The following is a 15,937-nucleotide window of genomic DNA, read 5'->3' on the forward strand; positions in this document are numbered from 1 at the left end:
GCATTGGCCTGGGGTAATCGTCTACGTCGGGAACTCGCCGCACCAGTTGCCGGCGAGGAGAGTGGCGGGTAGGTATTCGGATTCGACCTCGACCGGGATGCCCTCGTTCCGGGCGAAACAGGCCATGGCGAGCGGAGCAAGGGCGACGAGACCTGAGATACGGGCTGCCCGTCCCTCCTCCGTCCAGTACTCCTTGTGCCACTCCAGAGCTGCGGTGAGGGCCCGGTCGAAGCCGGCGTGGTCCCCACGAACGATCCGGTGAAACATCTCCATCGGCGGATACATCAGTTTGCCTGCAGCTTCCGGATGAGTCGCGACTGCCGGGTCCGTACCGTCGACTGCGGCCACCAGCTTCGCGCTGAGGCCGTCACCACCAAGCCAGTAGGTCTGCAGCGCGTCGATCCAGGCGTACTCGAACTCGTCGAAGTGCGCACTGTTGTCCCTGAGCAGTGGCAGTGGCACGCGGCACAGGGCCGTGATCCTGTCCCGCTCCCGGCACACTACGGCCAGGTAGAAGGCGGTCAGCCAGGTACCCGGTGTCACGTACTGCGGCGGGCCAGTGGCTTGGAGTGTACGGTCCTTGTACGCGATCCGGCACCGTACCTGCCCCTCGGCAGCGGTCGCGGCGGCGAACACGGCCGAGCCAACCTGCATTGTGTCCACCCAGGCATCCCACGTGGGAAAGATCGACCCCTGCGGGTCCGTCAGGCAGCGCACCTTGGCCACCATGAGCGTGGTGTCCAAGGCTTCACCCAAGCCACTCGACTCGGCTTCCAGACCACTGATCCACCGCTCCGCGCTCTCCTTGAGCGAGGCGAGCGCTACTTCCGCGTTCTCTACGGGGAAGGGATGACGGGGGATGCGCGAAGTCAAGGCGTCTCTCCTCAGAAGAGCTTGAAGTATTTGAGTACGGCTCCAGCACACGTACCGGTGTTTTCAGAGGCCTGCACGAGGACGTAACGCAGTGTCTTGTCCTTGATGGCATCCTCGATCTCCCGGATGTACTTGGCTTCACCCGGTGATTCGAGTACACGATCCTTCATGTCGTCCACGATGGTGCGAACGTAATCGAGGCTTCCCTGCTTGACCATGAAAGTGCCGCCGCTGGGATGGCCATTGCTTTGGCGCCAGTCCAAGGTCCCGCTGTGGCTCTTGGCCTCGACGATCAGTAGGTTGCCGTCCATGTCCCACCAGAGCTGGTCGAACCTCTTCGAGCCGTTTGCGGTCTCCGGGAGGTCGGTCAGCTCGCGAGCTCCTTCGAACTCCACCTGCCTGAGCATGTGCCGACGGGCAGCTTTCTCACCAAGGGCTTCACCGAGCTTACTGTTGTTCGCCGCGCCCTCGTCGAGCACGTTGAAGTTCTCCTGCGCATGGGCCAGGCCGTATGCGTTGGCGAAGCTTGGGTCCTTCTCGAAGAGCTTCTCCCACTTGGTCAGTTCCATGCCGGCCATGCGCTTGGCCGCGGCCTTGTCCAGCTGCTTGAGGTCGTCGGGTCGGACCGTGGACGGGCCCCGTTCCAGGGTGTCGAGATGGAACCCGCCTGGGTGCGCGTGCAGAATCGAGGACTCGGCCATCCGGCCGCCACCCGGCTTCTCGACCAGCTTCGGCAGGAGCTGACCATCGACCAGTTCTGCTGCACTGTTCCTGTAACCGGGCCCCACTTGTCGTAGTGCTCGGCACGCCAGACGGGGTCTTCATTGGCCAGCCGGACGCGTTCACGGGTGATCGCCATGCTTTCGGCGGGGGTCCGGCTACTGGCTGGAACATCACGGGCGGCCTCGTACTCCGCGCCATGGGCTGCGCGTGTTGCCTCGTCAAGAGGCGGGGCGCGCTCAAGGTTGACAGTGCCCTCCTGCCCGAACGATTGAGCGGCCGGAGGAGCCCGGAGGCAATCCCTGAGCGGAGAGTGTGTCTGCGGATTCATGGAGAGCCGACGAGCTTCTTCGTCAGCGCTTCAATGAAGGCGGCAGCCTCGATCCCGGTGATGCGGACATGGTCGATGTCGTTGTGGCCGAGATCGTACAGCCTCAGTTATTCGGTCGGCTCTCAGCGGAGATTGCGGGTGAAGGCTTCGTCGTACGTCCGACCATCGTCGACTCGCCGACGGAAGATCCCGCGCGGGCTGTGCCGAGGGTACCCGCCGCTGATCTTCGCGTAGTACGTCATCTCCCCCCTCGGCGTCCAGCGCGTCGAGAGCGGCCGGGGCGAGCGTCAGGAATGCAGGTGCGGAGGCGTTGCTCTCCACGTCTCGCAACGGGATCATCACGCCGTTGAGGTCGAGATACTCCTCAAGGTAGTAGCCGCCGCCGCGCTCGTACATGGCCAGCAGCGGCTCGTACGGATCCGGCAGATCCGTCGACAGGTCGTCGCGGGCTTCCCGCAGGGCCGCCCAGCGGACGGCACCGCGGCAGGTGGTCCTGAGGGAAGCGGGGGCGAGCTCCTCCAGGAGATCCTCCAGTTCTTCAGCGATGTGGGGCGAGATGGTGATCTCGGCGTCGATGTGTTCGGCGATGTCGAAGAACGGCCAGGAGGTCTCGGCGTCGTAGGCCTTGGCCCGCAGAGCTGACCGGCATAGGTACTCACGCATGAGCAGAGCACGTGAATGCGGATGGTCGAAGGCCCCGGAGTTGTCAGTCCAGTTGATGGCCCGCAGCCGGTCCGACATCTGCAAGTCTTGTTTTCGGGTGCTTTGGGCCGAACTCCTGCCAGGCGGTTCCGAAGTCGCCTCGCACGGATGCGGCGCCAGATTGTCGGCGCCGACCGCGCTCAGGCTCTTCGGCGACTGCCTTTCGCCGCAGGCTCGCTGATCATGGAGGTACGGCAGGCCTGACCTCACAACCAACGTTGTGTGTGTTCATGCCAACAGTTGCACCTGGGGGTGACTGCGCACCTCGCAGGTGCATTCGGCGACCGAGATCGGAGCCGCCGCGCTGCGTTGGTCCTTGGGGAGATTACGCGTCGAACTCGCCGCGCCAGGCGAAGTCCAGGAGAGCGTCCGGAAGATAGCCAGACTCGACCTCGATCGGAATGCCTTCAGCTTTCGCCAGGCACGCCACCGCCAGCGGAGCGATGGCCACGACCCCTTCGATGTTCTGGGTGCGGTCCTCGTCGGCCGTCCAGTACTCCTTGTGCCAGCGCAGAGCGTCGTTCAGGGCCTCATTGAATCCCGCCGCATCGTTACGCAGGTAGCGATAGAACATCATGATCGGGGGGTACTTCAGCTTGCCCATGGTCTCGGCGTCGAGGATACGAGCTGCCTCCGGAGCGCTCAGGTCCACGGCCCGCACCAAGTGCTGGCTGACGTCGTCGCGGCGCAGCCAGAAGCTCTGGAGGGTGGCAACCCAGGAGTAGACGTACTCATCAAGTTCGCCACCGCAGTCACGCAGCAGCGACATGGGCACTCGCGCCAGCATATCGAGACGGGCTGTCTCCCGGCAGATCAGTGCCAGGCAGAAGGCGTTGATCCACGTCCCCGCATTGAGGTAGAGCTGTGGACCGGTAGTGGCAAGCTGCCGCTTCTCCTGGCCGATTTGGCAGATGACCGTTTTCTGGTCGGTGGACGCGGCGGCGAAGACCGCCGAGTGCACCTGCATGCTGAGCAGCCAGGACTCCCAAGTTTCAACCTTCACTGCATCCGGGTCCCCAACGCAGCGGACGCGTGCCACGTTCAAGGAGGTCGTGAGCGAAGCGCTCCTGGTGCCGTGTGAGGTCTCGATGGTCTGTAGCGAAGTGGCCAGAGACCTTTCCATGACCGGAACGACTGTCTCCATCGCAGCCGTCGGATAGCTCTGTCGAGACACGCTCGTGACCACTGGATCTCCCCTGTCGCATTCAGACCTTGAAGTACTCGAGGACGGCACCGGCGTACCTGCCCTTGCCCTCGACGGCCTTCACCATCGCATACTCCAGGTTTCCGTTCTCAAGTGCCGGCCTCAGCTCGGCCGCCAGTTCGGCGTTGGTCCAGACCGCACCTGTCTTGTCCGTCACCGAGAGCAAAGGACGAGCTTCCATCTCGGCGATGATGGTCTCCAGATAGTGTCTGGTGCCCTGTTGCACCATTAGGTCTGCGGCGGCGCCCTTGCCCCTGCGCCAGATGAGTCCCGAACCTGGCGCCTTCGCCTCGATGATCACGAGTTTGCCGTCCGGTCGCCGGTACAGCTGGTCGAACATGTTGGCGCCGTTCGGCGTCTTTGGTAGAGGCTGCTCTACAGCACCCTTGAACCGCTCGGACACCACGTGCAGCCGCGCGGCGTCCTCACCCAGCCGCTCGGAGTAGCTGCTGTTGTTGGATGTCTGGTCATCGAAATGATCAAAGAACTCTCGCCGGGCGCGCTGCACATCAGCCAGTGTCTGGGCGGTCGGCGCCATCTTGTGCGCACGCTCGGCGTTGGACAGGTCCACGGAGACCTTGCGGTCCTTCGCGACATCGTCAAGATGGTCGATCTGGTCAGCCGGGGTGCTCCCGCGGGTCAGCGGGTCACGGCCGTACCGGCTCTCGGACGGGGCCGACGGCAGGTCGTGCTTGGAGATCCAGGATCCGTTGCTGTCTTTTGCGAGTATGGGCAGCTCGACCCCGTCGATCTTGGCGCGCACGCTACGGCGATGACCGTCCGACCGGTAGTACAGATCGAACCAGGACTTGTCAGGGCTGTTCGCTAGCCTGACGAATTCGTCCTGCTTGACCTTGATTTCCTCGGCGGTCAGCTCTCGGCCGCCTGAGGGGTGCGTCGGCCGCGCCGCGTTGTCTGTGCCGTGGGCAGCGGCGCCCAGATCGCCTGAGCCCGAGGGCTGCGGGGAGTGGGCGCCGCCGCCCCTGGACGGGGGCTCATTGTGGGCACCGCCGCCGTGGCCATCCATGTGGCTTCCTGCAGCAGAAGTTCCGTCGCCGTGGCCGGTGCCCGAGGAGCCTTCGGCGTGGCTTCCGCTGCGGGGGGTGTTGTCCAGGTTGTTCGTGGACATATCGCTCGCGTGGCTGCTCGGCATGCCGTCGCCGACGCTGCTGCCCGGCGTTTGGTTGACAGCTTGGCCACCCTGCGCGTCGTCTCCGGCCCGCCCCGCAGCGCCCAGGTCGTCGCCCACGCGTGCCCCCGCCCCGACCAGTACCGGCTGTCGTACCGGGGTTTCCACGCGGGCGTGGTCCGGGTCGGTGGTGTTCGTGTCGGTCTTGTCGGCGGCCTTGGGGGCGTCCTCGGCGCGTTGGACGAGGTTGCCGCTCTCGTCGTAGAGGTTGCCCTTGATGTCGGCGTAGGCGGCGCCCTCGTCGAAGGGGTTCTTGACGGTGCCTTCCGGGAGGGCGATGACTCCTTCCGGGAGTCGGACCGTGCCGTCGGTGAGTCGGACCGCGCCTTCAGGGAGGGTTGCGCCGGCGGGGATGTCGATGGTGCCGTCGGGCAGGCGTACGGCGCCTTCGGGGAGGGTGAAGACGTTGTCGGGCAGGGGTGGTATCTCGATGGTGCCCAGGCCCTTGAGGCCGGTCATCGCGTCGCCGATCTTCGTCAGGCCGAAGCCGGCGCCCTTGAAGATGTACGTCATCGGGTCGACGAAGCGGCCCACCTTGCCTGCCGCGGACAGGGCCTTGGCGGCGAGGGCGGCCTTGCCGCCGCCGGCGACCGCGCCGCCGGCGCCGCCGGTGAAGACGGTGGTGACGACGTTGAAGGTGACCGCGCCCGCTGCCCGGGAGGGGTTCTCGCCCCACTGGTCCCAGGCCACCAGCGCCTTGCCCGTCTCCTTCATCGCCGTACGCGAGTCACGCAGCCAGGAGGGCAGGTCCTCGTCCTTCGCCGTCCAGTAGGCCGGTCCCGCCACGGCGGTCACCACCAGGCCGGTGCCGAGCTGGGCCAGGCCCTTCCAGGCCTGGCCGGCCGCGTCCCAGCCGTCGAAGCCCACCAGGGTGCCCAGGCCCTTGACCGTGCCCCAGACCCCGTCCACGAAGAAGCCCTTGGTGAAGTCCCAGGCGTGTTCCCACACCTGCCAGCCCGGAGTGGACTCGACGAGCGGGTCGCCCCAGGGGAGGCCTTCGGCTTGCTTGAGGGTCTCCGCGTCGAAGCCGTACTGGTGCTTGCTGTCGGAGCCGTCGCTCTTCTTCAGGGGGACGGCGCAGACCAGGGCGGTGATCTTGTTGTGGCAGGTGATCTCGGCGTCCTGGAACGCGGCCAGGGTCTCGGCTATCTCGTCGCGGCGGTTGTTGTTCTCCTCGACCAGGTCGCCGTCCTCGCGCCACTTGTCGTCGGCGTTGATCTTCACGAGGAACGCTCCCGCGTCCCGCTTGATCTCCCTGAGCTTCTCGACCAGCGGGTAGACCTCGTCCGAGTACGTGCTCAGTGCGCCGGCGATGGTCTTGAGGTCGGCCTTCAGTGTCTGCCCGCTGGTCTCGACCGGCTTCGTCGTCGCGAACAGCTGTTCCGCCTCGGGCGCCTGGTAGAAGGCCTGGAGGCCGCCGAAGCTGCTGTGGATGTCACCGGTGGCCGTCGCGATCGTCGATCCGGCCGAGGTCAGCTCGGTGACCTTCACGTCCAGGGTCGCCAGGTTTCCGGTGAAGACCGGGATGCCTTCCAGAGGGATCGGCTTGTCGTCGCTCACCTGTTCCCCCCGGGTGCGTCCTTCAGCAGGTCCAGCCGCACGGCCTTGGCCGCGTCCTGCGCGTGCTTCGCCGCGTCCAGGTCGCCAGCCACGTACTCGTTGGTGGCCTTCGCCGCTCCCAGTACGGCGGCCTGGATGCGTTCCGACATGGACGTGAGGTAGCCCCGGCGCAGCTCCAGGTACTGGCTCAGCGCCGAGGCCACCGGACCCAGCGTGGGTGTCGACAGCGGGGCCGCCCCCACCGGCACGGGACCCTGCACCGGTTGTGCGGCGTCCGTGCCGGGCACGGCCGTCCCCGCAGCCGTCGCCGCCTCCGACATCGTCGTGACCAGAGCCGTCAGAGCCTTCTCCAGGTCACCCGCATGCGTGCCGGTGACCTTCAACTGGCCCTGCACTCCCTGCGGCTTGATGTCCCACGCTGTCATGAACGCCCACCCCCGTGTACCCCTGCGCCGAACCGTCTCGCTGTCCCGTCCGGGCCGGAGGGAACGTTCCTCCAACCCGGATGCGCCCTACGTCAGCCGATGTTGTCGACCGCTGCCTTCGCGCGCGCGAGCGTCTGCTGCGCGGTTCCGTCGTTCTTCTCCAGCGTCGTCTTCAGCAGCTGGATGATGTTCCTGACCTCGTTCGAGGTGTTGTTCCAGCGGATTTCCTTGCCGTGGTACTCGTCCGCCACCCCGTCCGCGGCGAAGTCCAGCATTGCCGCCTTCACCTGGGCGTCCCGCGCCGAGATCACCTGCTCCAGGCGGGCGATGACCGCCTGGATGTTGCCCTGCGCCTCTGTCGACGCACCCGTGTCGTACGAACGGCGGTCGCTGTCCGTGGCCATAGTCGATTACTCCCCGTGGAATGAGATCCGAGCCTGAAGGTGGAAGGTGGGGCGGTCAGCCGCGACCGGAGAAGCGGGCGGCGTCGAAGTTCGCGGACGCCATCTGCGTCCTCGCGTTCTCGCCCTGCTCCTGGTCACCCTCACCGAACGCCGCGTCCATCCCCGACTGCCCGCCGAGCAGCGCGGCCAGGGATCCGTTCAGTGCCGCGGTGATCTCGTCCGAACGGTTCTTGAACGAGTCGAACGCGGCCTTGCCGGCACCGTTGAACTTGCCCTCCAGCGGCTGCGCGGCCTGGATCAGCTGATTGATCAGCGTGCCCAGATCCGTGCTCGACTCCGAGGAGCGCGACATCAGGTTCGTCAGAACCGATGCCCCCATGTCGAACTTCATCAGGTCCCCCACCAGCAGATTGAACAACCGTACGAATGGCCATGTCTATCAACCGGACATCGCTGATGCAATCAGCAATCAGGTCACTGTGACCATCCCAATACATCCCAGGGGCAGGCCCCGTCACGCACCCTTCAGATGCCGCGTCAGCCGCTCGAAGTCCTGCCAGCCCGTCAGGTCCGAGGGGTCGTCCCGCAGGGGGTAGTACAGCGCGGGGCGTGCCCTGGGGCCGAGCTGAACGGGCTTCGAGGCCAGCGGAGTCCGCCGGGCGCGGTCGCCGGGTATCGCGCGGACCTCCTCGGCGCCCAGCACGAAGGCCACCGGGACGCCTGGGCCTTCGAAGCGGGGCGGCACCGCGAGATCGCGGCGGGCTTTGCGGAGTTGTACGAGCATCGACTGGAGCCGGTGGCGGGTGGCGAGCACCTCGGCGGCCCGGGGAAGCGCGTCCAGCGGTATCTCCTCGTCGGCTCCGTAGCCGAACGCCAGTGTCACCTCCTCCTCCACCCCCGCCGTGGTCCGGGTGACGCGCACGGTGGCGAGTCCGGGCCGGTCCGGGCTGCCGACGACCACGGCCCAGGTCGGCCGGGGCGACCGCTCGTGGGCGAGGTCCGTGAGGCGCTGCGGTGACCAGGGGAGGTTCGCGGGCTCCGCCGTACCCCAGCCCGCGGGGGGCGCACCGGTGAGCTCGCGCCACACCGACTCCAGGCCGCCGCCGAGCACCAGGCGGTCGTCGGCGGGGTGGACGGAGCGGAACGTGACCGCCAGTTGCCGCTCGCCGGTGTCCGACACCTCCCCGTAGGACGAGGCGACCAGGTTGTCAGGCTCGTCGGCGGTCGCACCTGGTCCCTCGACCGGCGCGAAGAGGCCGTCCTGCCAGCGCAGCACCGCCCCCGACAGCCCGTCGTAGTAGCCGTCCCGTTCGTCCTGGACGATCCAGCGGGACGGCCACGTTCCCAGGAGGTGGCGCACGGCGGGGGAGAGCGTCGTCCCGGGCGGAGCGACGACCTGGAGCCCGAGGCCGGCCTCCGTGGCAGCCCGGTAGGCCTCCGCGAGCCAGGCCGTCAGGGCGACCACAGGGCGGTCCTGGATGACGACGGCGACCTTCTCCGTGAGCACGTCGACGGCGGGGACCGCAGCAGCCGGAGCGGGGGCGACGCTCACACCGTCGGTGGGCACCACGGCCAGCGAACGGGCGGCCTCCGGGGGCCAGGCGGAGCCACCGGCGAGGTGGGCGAGCCGGGCGGCGAACGTGCCCGCGATCTGCTCGGCCTCGGTCACACCGGTGGTGGCGCGGGCCTCCGTCCACCAGAACGGGAGGGGCGGCGCCGTGGCCCCGAGGAGACGTTCCGCCTCGCCGGCCACCTGGACGAGCAACGGCGCCTCGACCGAGACCAGGGGGCGGCCCTCGGAGTCGCAGAGCTGCACGACGGCCCCGTCGCCGTGCGTGTCCACCAGCTTGTCGGGACCCCCGGAGAGCAGCCCCACGAGCACGCTCCACGGGTCGGGCATGCGTGTGGTGAGAGCGATGACGTCCTTGGTCATGTGGTCCGTTCGGTCCTTCGTGGCGTGGGTGCCGGCTGCTATGCGGGCGTGTGGACGGTCTGGATCAGGCGGTTCGCGTGGCCCCTGCGGATCAGCACGCCGCGCCCCGCCGGCTGCTGGGTGGCGTACACGCCCGGGAACAGCTGGCCCTCGCTGCGGTCGCCCGCCATGAGGACCGCCGAGGCGCCCGACTCGCGCAGGCCCTGCACCAGCGGCTCGTACATCCCGCGGGACGCGCCCGCGACCCGGCGGGTCAGGACGAAGTGGAGGCCGATGTCCACCGCCGACGGGATGTACGGCAGGAACGGTGCGAGCGGCGACTGACCGGCGGTCGTCAGTACGTCGTAGTCGTCGACGAGGACCACGATCCGCGGGCCGCTGCCCCAGTTGCCGGGTTCCAGGTCCTCGATGCGCGTGCTGTCGTCGGGCAGCCGCTTCTCCAGCTCGGTGGCGATCCCCGCCGAGAGGCCGGCGCACAGCTTGGCGTTGTAGGCGTATCCGCCCCTGAACTCCTCGGGGACGGCCCCGCGCAGACTGCGCCGCGGGTCCATGACGGCGAAGACCAGCTCGTCCTCGCCGTAACGGTCGATGAGGCCGGCGGCGACGGCCCGCAGGAGGTTCGTCTTCCCGCACTCGCTGTCGCCCATGACCAGCAGGTGCTGGTCGTGCTCGAACAGGTCCAGGAAGACGGGGTCCAGTGCCGTCTGGTCGACGCCGATCGGCACACGCCGGGGTTCGGCGGCCGGACCCGGCAGCAGGTGCGGCTCCAGGACCTGCGGCAGGACCCGTACCGGCTGGGCGACCTCTCCGCTCCACGTGGCGCGGACCGTACGGGCCGTGCGCTCCAGGACGGCACCCAGGCCGGTGGGGTCGGCGAGCCCGTCCGTACGGGGCAACGCCGCCTGGGCGAAGAGCTTGCCGTCGGTGAGGACGCGGCCGGGCTCGTCCGGGGACAGGGTCTGGGAGAGCTTGCGGTCGATGCTGGACTCGCCCGGGTCGTTCAGCCGCAGCTCGAGGCGGGTGCCGAAGGCCGACTGGGTGGCGATGCGTACGTCGTTCCAGCGGAGCATGCCCGCGACGACGTGGATCCCGTAGCCGCCGCCGCGCTTGAGGATGTCGACGACGGCGTTGTCGAGGTCGTCGAAGTCGTCGCGCAGCGCGCCGAACCCGTCGATGACGAGCACGATCTCGGCGGAGGCGAGCTGGGGCAGCCGGCCCGCCGCGTGCAGGGTGCGCAACTGCTCGACGGAGTCGATGCCGTACTCGCGGAAGAGGTCCTCGCGGGTGGCGAGCATGTTCCGCACCTCTTCGACCGTGCGCCCCGCGCGTTCGCGGTCCGCACGGCCCGCGACACCGCCGACGTGAGGCAGTCCCGACAGCGCCTGGAGGCCGCCTCCCACCAGGTCGAGGCCGTAGACGCCGACCTCCTGCGGGGTGTGGGTCAGCGCCAGCGAGAGGACGAGCGTGCGCAGAAGTGTCGTCTTGCCGGACTGGGGGCCCCCGATGAAGGCGGCGTGGCCGCCGGCCACCGTGAGGTCCAGGAACCACTGGCCCTGCCACTGCTTCGTCGGGTCGTCGAGCAGGCCCAGCGGCACCTGGAGCGGTCCCCGGCGCCCGGCGAGCTGCATACCGCGCGGGCCGGCGTCCAGCGGCCCCGCGACCTTGTCCAGGGTGATCGCGGCGGGCAGCGGCGGCAGCCAGATGCTGCGCACCGGTCCGGCGGCACCCTCCAGCTGTTCCACGACGACGCCCAGCTCGGTGGGACCGGTCTCACGGCGCCGCGACGCCTGCTCCTGCGGGCCGGGATCGTCCGTCGCGGAGAGGGTGTTGAACGCCTCGTACGTGAGGGCGAGCGGCCCCGTCTCCTCCTCGTCCGCGCGCTGGACAGGGCCCCGGTATCCCCCGGAGACGTAGCTGGCCTTGAAGCGCGCGTAGTGGCTGGTGTCGACCTTGAGGTAGCCGAAGCCCGGCAGCGGCGGCAGGTGGAACGCGTCGGTGGTGTCCAGGACCGTACGGGACTCGTCGGCGGAGAAGGTGCGCAGGCCCAGCCGGTACGAGAGATAGGTGTCCAGGCCCTTGAGCTTGCCGCCCTCGATGCGCTGGCTGGAGAGCAGCAGGTGCACACCGATGGAGCGGCCGATGCGGCCGATGGACAGGAACAGATCGATGAAGTCCGGCTTGGCGGTGAGGAGTTCGCCGAACTCGTCGATGACGACGAACAGGTGCGGCAGCGGGTCCAGGTCGGGCCGCTTCTCGGCGCGCAGCGCGGCGTAGTCGCCGATGTCGGCGACGTTGCCCGCGTCCTTGAGCGCCTGCTGCCGGCGCTTGACCTCGCCGGCGAGGGAGGCGTGCACGCGCTCGACGAGACCTGCCTGGTTCTCCAGGTTGGTGATGACGCCCGCGACGTGCGGCAGGTCCGCGAACGGCGCGAAGGTCGCGCCGCCCTTGTAGTCGACGAGGACCAGGGCGAGGTCCTCCGGCGGGTGCGTGGTCACCAGGGCGAGTACCAGGGTGCGAAGCAGTTCCGACTTCCCGGACCCGGTGGCCCCGACGCACAGGCCGTGCGGGCCCATCCCGAGCTCGGACGACTCCTTCAGGTCCAGGAGGACCGGCTCGTGGGAGTCGCTGATGCCGATGGGCACGCGCAGGAAGGCGCGTTCACCGCGAGGGGCCCAGAGGCGTGCCAGGTCGAGCCGCGCCACGTCGCCGATGCCGAGCAGGCCCGCGAAGTCGACGGGACCGGACAGGGGCGCGTCGACGAGCGATTCCGCGGACAGGCGCAGCGGTGCCAGCATGCGGGCCAGGCCCTCCGCGAACGGGATGCCGACCTCGTCCACGGTGCCGTGGGCGCTGACCGGTTCCTGCTCCCGCAGGTCCTCGATGAGCACCTCCGAGCCGTCGACGGTGATCCGGATGCCGACGTGCCCCGGCTCCTGGACGCGCTGTTCGAGCAGGTGCAGGACGGTCACGCCCATCTCCCGCAGACCGACGGCGTCATCGGGTCGCGGCAGGTCGACGGCGTCCTCGCCGTGCCCGTCGGTGACGACGAGCAGCCGGGAGGTCATCGACAGGGCGTCCTTGCCGGCCAGGCCACGGCGTACCTCGGCGGCGTAGGAGGCGCGGCGGCGCAGCTCGGGGCCGAGCTGCCGGGCGAGCTGGGGCGCGGAGGGGGCGATGCGGCGGGCGGCGACCGGGCCGTCGAGCTGTTCGGTGTCCAGCAGGTGCGGCAGCCACTTGGCCCACTCCCAGTCGGCGACCCGGTCGCCGGGCACGGCGAGCGCCATCGCCGCGTCGTCGGGGGCGTGCGTCACCGCGGCCTGTACGAGGAGGGCGCGGACGACCCGGAGGCAGTCCTCGCGGGGGCCGATGACGCTGATGTTGCCGACCCGGTCGAGCGGGACGGTGAGCGGGAGTTCGGTGCCGGTGCGGAAGCGGGTCGTCAGCGCCGACGCCTCGTTGAGCATGAACAGGTCGGGCGGGGTGAGGACCGAGGAGCCCTGGTCGGCGATCCGCAGATCACGTACGGGCATCTCGCCGGTGCCGAGCCGCACCCGGAGGAAGTCGGCGTCGACGCGGCGGCGCTCCCACAGGCGGGCGGGGTCCCGCACGATGTCGTACAGCGCGTGCGGCGGCGGGTTGAGCACGTCGGCGAGTTCACGGCGTGCGCGTTCCTCCGCCGAGAGTTCCTCCCGCAGGTCCTCCACATAGGCGAGGTAGGCCTCGCGCTGGGTCCGGCGGGTGCGCTGTGCCTTGCCGCGCTGCGAGAAGAGCAGTGCGACGGAGCCGACGATCGTGACGACGAGGATGATCGCGCCGAGACCGGCGAACTGGCTGTTGCGGACGACCGTCATCATCACGACCGAGGACATGACCCCGGCGACGGGCAGCAGCGACATCGCGATGTTCCCCGCCTTCCCCTCGGGAAGGTTGGGAGGGGCCTCGATGGTGCGTGGCGGGGTGGCGGCCGGAGGCCGGGTCGTCCTGGCGGGGCGGTGTATCAGTCGGGTGCTCATGGTCGTCCGTCACTCATGGTCGGGCGCGGCATGGATCAGCGACGCTTCTGGGAGAGCTGGAAGACATCCGCCGCGAGCCGGGTCGCTGCCAGCCGTGTCGAGTGGGCCAGCAGTCCGGTGCGGATCGTCCCGCCGGACGCCAGATGCCGGTCGTACGGGAGGATCCGGACCGCGGCGCCGGTGGACCTCAGCTTCTGGGCGGCCTTGTCGAGGTCGATGCCCGCACGCGGCACCTGTTCGGTGACGACGACGACCGTCCCCTCGATCACGTGCCGGGGCAGCCCCTTCATCCACTCGAGCACGTTGTACGTGCTCGTCATGCCCTCCAGCGTGGCGGGCGCGGCCAGCACACGGGCCTGCGAGGCGGAGAGGGCGACCCGGGCGACCTCGGCGGGCAGGGTCTCGCAGTCCACGACCGTCACACCGAAGTAGCGGCGCAGGGAGACCATGACCCGCTCGTACGCCCTGGCGTCCAGCATGGCACCGATCCGTCCCTGGCTGCCGGGCAGCAGCCAGGCGTTGTCGGGGAGCTGGACGAGATAGCCGGTGACGTCGAGCAGGGACATCTGCGGTTCGACGATGTCCGCGACGTCACCGGTGGTCCAGCGGAGCGTCTCGGCGCCGAGCCGCAGGGGGAGGGAGCCGAGCGCCGGGTCGGCCTCGACGAGAAGGATCGGGTCCTGCCGGTAGTGCGCGTACGTGGCCCCGAGGAGCGCCGTGACGGTCGACTTGCCCGCACCGCCCCGGATGGAGGTGACGGCGATCTGCCTGCCGGTCGTCACGGGCTGCTGGAGCAGCTCGGCGGTGCGCGTGATCTGCGCGACCTCGCGTGCTGCCGACGAAGAAACGATCCGGCGCACACCACGCGTGGCACGGGAGACCAACGACTCACCGTGTTGCGTCCTGCGTGCCGCCCCGGCCAGGCCGTCGTCCACCACGGGCCGTGAGTCGGGCGCGCCGCGGGGGCGCCCGGCACCCCGGGAGGCCGGTGCGGCGGGCCGGTGCTCCTGGTTCCCGGGAGGCGGGAGCTCTCCGGCATCCCGCGCCGGGACGCCGCCGGGGGCGGGGACGCTCTGGTCCGGCGCGGGGCCCTGCCCGCCCTGCTGAGCGGTGCCTCTCAGATCGCGCAGTACGTCACCCTGCCAGTCGTCCGCGTTCGGCATGTCTGCCTTTCCCCTCCATGGTGCTGCCCCACCCGGGGCCCCGCGCGTGTACTCAGAACTTGTCGAGGAGCTGACCGAACACGCCGAAAACGCCGACGGCGAGCGGGAAGAGCCCCACCATGCCGATGGATTCGACCAGGTCGGCCATGCGGCGCAGCCGGACCCGCACATGCTCCGGCGGCTGCACCGCCAGAACCAGCAGTGGCAGCACCGCCGCCACACACAGCACGGCGATCGGTCCGGCACCCCCGTCATGCTCCATCCAGAGCATGACGAGCCGCACGACGAGGACGGCCGCGGCGGCGAACAGCGCCACCACCTCGGCGATCAGCGGGAAGGCACGCGCCCGCGACAGCAGCACCACCGCGACGAGCGAGGCCAGCACCACGGCCCATGCCGTCGGCTTCTCCGCCAGTGTGATCAGCCATCCCGCCGCGGACGCCGAGACCGCGGTGACCACGGTGGCGAGGGCCAGGCCGCGGTGCGTGGCCGCGAGCGCGCTGCCCACCTCGTGACGGCTGACCGAGACGCCGCCCGAGCGGCGGTCGTCGAGCGCGGTGAGCCCGGACGCCATCAGGGCCAACCGCGGCAGCATCCCGAGGAGTACCACCGAGAAGACAGCCATGACGGTGCCGAGCCGGGCCGGATCGTCCTGGAGGGCGGCGGCACCCTCCCATACGACGGTGAGGGCGGCCGTGGCCGCGGCGCCGACGAGTCCGCCACGACCGAGCGGGGAGAAGAAGCCGAGCAGCACCTGCGTCAGGACCAGTGCTCCTGCCACGGCCGCGAGGCGTACGGTGCCCGGCCAGTCGTGGGCGTCGGCTGCGGTCCACGCGGTCAGGACGCCGAGGCCGCCGGAGAGGACCAGGAGCGCGGTCGCCAGACCGCGGTTGCCCTGTCCGGTCCTCGAGACGAGTGCACCGGCCGTCAGGAGGGCGAGCGTGACCACGGCGAGTACGCCGGCCAGGGCGTCGAGCGGGAACTCGCGGCGGGCGAGCAGTGCCGCGATCACCGCGAACGCCACGGTCGCCACGCCCGCACTGGTCCTGCGCGCGGCGGGGCGCCACCGCCAGGCCCGCAGGCCGAGGTCGTCCGCCACCTGGTCGGTGACGTCGTGCACCACGGGGGCGGGTGGCGCGGAGTGTGTTCTGACCAGCCGCAGCACCGCGCCGTCGGCTATCCGGGCCGACGCCAGTGTGCTGTCGTGCGACAGCGCGGAGCCGTCGGACGTCAGCAACTGCCGTGTCAGCGGGCGTGAGGCGACCCTGTCGTCGAGCAACTGCAGAATGTCCGGCAGCAATTGCCCGATCGGGGTGTCGGAGGGGAGGACGATATCGGCTCGGCGCCGTTCTCCGACCAGGGTCACCCGGCTCAGTTCCGTCCGGGAGGTCATTGATGTGCTCGCCACTCAAGGGAACCT

12 protein-coding genes are annotated in these 15,937 nt (G+C 69.3%); all 12 read right to left on the bottom strand.

The window, feature by feature from the left end; all coding sequences use genetic code 11:
* Positions 1-21 precede the first annotated feature (21 nt).
* Positions 22-873 carry an immunity 49 family protein gene (locus tag ACIRJR_RS10325; protein WP_403776850.1) on the bottom strand — a complete coding sequence of 284 codons (852 nt, stop codon included), beginning with the start codon at positions 871-873 and terminating at the stop codon, positions 22-24.
* A gap of 11 nt (positions 874-884) precedes the next feature.
* Positions 885-1,661, bottom strand: coding sequence for a hypothetical protein (locus ACIRJR_RS10330; RefSeq protein WP_403776853.1), 777 nt, complete (start codon positions 1,659-1,661; stop codon positions 885-887).
* A gap of 293 nt (positions 1,662-1,954) precedes the next feature.
* Entirely contained in the window at positions 1,955-2,665 is a 711-nt protein-coding gene (locus ACIRJR_RS10335) for a hypothetical protein (protein WP_403776856.1), read from the bottom strand.
* Positions 2,666-2,951: 286 nt separating this feature from the next.
* Positions 2,952-3,629 carry an immunity 49 family protein gene (locus tag ACIRJR_RS10340; protein ID WP_403776859.1) on the bottom strand — a complete coding sequence of 226 codons (678 nt, stop codon included), beginning with the start codon at positions 3,627-3,629 and terminating at the stop codon, positions 2,952-2,954.
* 202 nt (positions 3,630-3,831) lie between these two features.
* Positions 3,832-6,579 (bottom strand): hypothetical protein, encoded by a 2,748-nt coding sequence (locus ACIRJR_RS10345; protein WP_403776862.1) that lies wholly within the window; start codon positions 6,577-6,579, stop codon positions 3,832-3,834.
* Positions 6,576-7,004, bottom strand: a complete 429-nt coding sequence (locus ACIRJR_RS10350) for a DUF6507 family protein (protein WP_403776865.1) — start codon at positions 7,002-7,004, stop codon at positions 6,576-6,578. The genes ACIRJR_RS10345 and ACIRJR_RS10350 overlap by 4 nt, the downstream gene beginning before the upstream one ends.
* Positions 7,005-7,096: 92 nt before the next feature.
* Entirely contained in the window at positions 7,097-7,408 is a 312-nt protein-coding gene (locus ACIRJR_RS10355; RefSeq protein WP_099172703.1) for a pore-forming ESAT-6 family protein, read from the bottom strand.
* Between the two features lie 55 nt (positions 7,409-7,463).
* Entirely contained in the window at positions 7,464-7,799 is a 336-nt protein-coding gene (locus ACIRJR_RS10360) for a hypothetical protein (RefSeq protein ID WP_403778667.1), read from the bottom strand.
* Positions 7,800-7,922: 123 nt separating this feature from the next.
* The gene (locus ACIRJR_RS10365; protein ID WP_403776870.1) at positions 7,923-9,341 is read right to left on the bottom strand and encodes a DUF6177 family protein; all 1,419 of its coding nucleotides are present in this window, start codon (positions 9,339-9,341) and stop codon (positions 7,923-7,925) included.
* Positions 9,342-9,379: 38 nt separating this feature from the next.
* A complete protein-coding gene (gene eccCa, locus ACIRJR_RS10370) occupies positions 9,380-13,354 on the bottom strand; it encodes a type VII secretion protein EccCa (RefSeq protein ID WP_403776873.1) in 3,975 nt (1,324 codons plus the stop codon).
* Positions 13,355-13,389: 35 nt separating this feature from the next.
* Entirely contained in the window at positions 13,390-14,517 is a 1,128-nt protein-coding gene (locus tag ACIRJR_RS10375; RefSeq protein ID WP_403776876.1) for a MinD/ParA family protein, read from the bottom strand.
* A 52-nt stretch (positions 14,518-14,569) separates the two neighbouring features.
* On the bottom strand, positions 14,570-15,910 hold the full coding sequence (gene eccD, locus ACIRJR_RS10380) for a type VII secretion integral membrane protein EccD (RefSeq protein ID WP_403778669.1): 1,341 nt from the start codon (positions 15,908-15,910) through the stop codon (positions 14,570-14,572).
* Positions 15,911-15,937 lie beyond the last annotated feature (27 nt).

This window comes from Streptomyces sp. NPDC102402 (genome assembly GCF_044765765.1).
Classification (GTDB): Bacteria; Actinomycetota; Actinomycetes; order Streptomycetales; family Streptomycetaceae; genus Streptomyces.

Excerpts from the sequence above, each read along its gene's own strand:
- ACIRJR_RS10335 (WP_403776856.1), bottom strand. The coding sequence starts at position 2,665 with ATGTCGGACCGGCTGCGGGCCATCAACTGGACTGACAACTCCGGGGCC.
- ACIRJR_RS10350 (WP_403776865.1), bottom strand. The coding sequence starts at position 7,004 with ATGACAGCGTGGGACATCAAGCCGCAGGGAGTGCAGGGCCAGTTGAAG.
- ACIRJR_RS10355 (WP_099172703.1), bottom strand. The coding sequence starts at position 7,408 with ATGGCCACGGACAGCGACCGCCGTTCGTACGACACGGGTGCGTCGACA.
- ACIRJR_RS10360 (WP_403778667.1), bottom strand. The coding sequence starts at position 7,799 with ATGAAGTTCGACATGGGGGCATCGGTTCTGACGAACCTGATGTCGCGC.
- ACIRJR_RS10365 (WP_403776870.1), bottom strand. The coding sequence starts at position 9,341 with ATGACCAAGGACGTCATCGCTCTCACCACACGCATGCCCGACCCGTGG.
- eccCa (WP_403776873.1), bottom strand. The coding sequence starts at position 13,354 with ATGAGCACCCGACTGATACACCGCCCCGCCAGGACGACCCGGCCTCCG.
- ACIRJR_RS10375 (WP_403776876.1), bottom strand. The coding sequence starts at position 14,517 with ATGCCGAACGCGGACGACTGGCAGGGTGACGTACTGCGCGATCTGAGA.
- eccD (WP_403778669.1), bottom strand. The coding sequence starts at position 15,910 with ATGACCTCCCGGACGGAACTGAGCCGGGTGACCCTGGTCGGAGAACGG.